Source organism: Mesorhizobium sp. M7A.F.Ca.US.006.01.1.1 (assembly GCF_003997935.1).
Taxonomy (GTDB): domain Bacteria; phylum Pseudomonadota; class Alphaproteobacteria; order Rhizobiales; family Rhizobiaceae; genus Mesorhizobium.
On sequence record NZ_RZQL01000494.1, the window covers coordinates 1 to 1,047 of the forward strand.

The window sequence follows — 1,047 nt, forward strand, 5'->3', positions numbered from 1 at the left end:
TGCGGTTGAGGAAGTTGCTCTCCATCGCCTGGCGCAAGGGCGAGCCGCCAGACTGGAAGACCCAGTCATAGGCGGCGGTCTCTTCCAGCCGCACCGCCTCGCCCTTGGTGAGCGGATGGCCCCGGCGTACGATCAGGCAGGCCTTCTCGACGCCGATGACGCGCGACTCGAACAGCCGCGTGCCAGCACATTGGAGGTCTCCACCTGCATGGTGATCTCGATGCGCGGATAGATGCGGCGGATTTCGCGAATTGCCGGCGCGGTACCGGTCAGAATGTCACGCCGAGATCGACCTTGGCGCCCTGGTCGACCGTGCCGCCGCCGAATTGGCCGGCATAGGACAGGCCGAGCTTAGCGTTGGAAGCGAGGTTGAAGTCGAACCCAACCTCGATGACGGCCGCATCCCTGGCGATCGGCACGCCGGCGATGGTGAATTGATCGCCGCCGGCGAAGGCGAAGGTCGAGGTCGGCGTGACATCGCCGAATGCATGGCGCCAGCCGAGCATGCCGCGCGCGGTGACGTTGATGCCGCCAAGCGTGAAGTCGGTCGAGCCGCGCAGGCCGAGCGTGGTGAAGGTGGCGTCGGTGGACGTACCGGCGCTGGTCAATGCTGCATCGCCACCGTCTTCGGTGAAACCATCGGTATGGACGCTGACATAGGCGAGATTGGCGAAGGGCTCGAACTTGAATTGTCCGGCATCGGCCTTGTAGGCGAGTTCGCCGAAGATTTGCGCGGCGCCGGCATCGTAGTCGGCCGACAACCCATCCGTGAAGCCGTTGAAAGCAACCGATCGTTTGGTCGAGAGACTGCTCCAGGAGTAGGCGGCACCGATGCGGAAAGCGATGGCGCCCCAATTGGTGCCGCCATAGAGACCGAGATGATAGCTGTCGGCCTTGCCCGAAGAGTTGCGATCGTCGGTATCGAAGCTCGAATGGCTGTAGCCGCCGAGCAAACCGACACGCCAGCCGCCCACCAGCGTGTCGGCGCCCGCCAGCAGGCCCCCCGTCGAACGATCGAAAGCGGCGGCATTGCCGTCGCTGTCGGTA

Annotated in this window: 1 protein-coding gene and 1 pseudogene; both read right to left on the minus strand. The window is 64.6% G+C overall.

Annotated features, from left to right (window positions below; all coding sequences use genetic code 11):
- A pseudogene (locus EN943_RS37120) lies at positions 1-258 on the minus strand (LysR substrate-binding domain-containing protein); the annotation flags it as partial.
- Positions 259-269: 11 nt separating this feature from the next.
- Positions 270-1,047, minus strand: a 778-nt coding sequence (locus EN943_RS37125) for an autotransporter domain-containing protein (RefSeq protein ID WP_127416622.1), incomplete at its 5' end; no start/stop codon positions are given.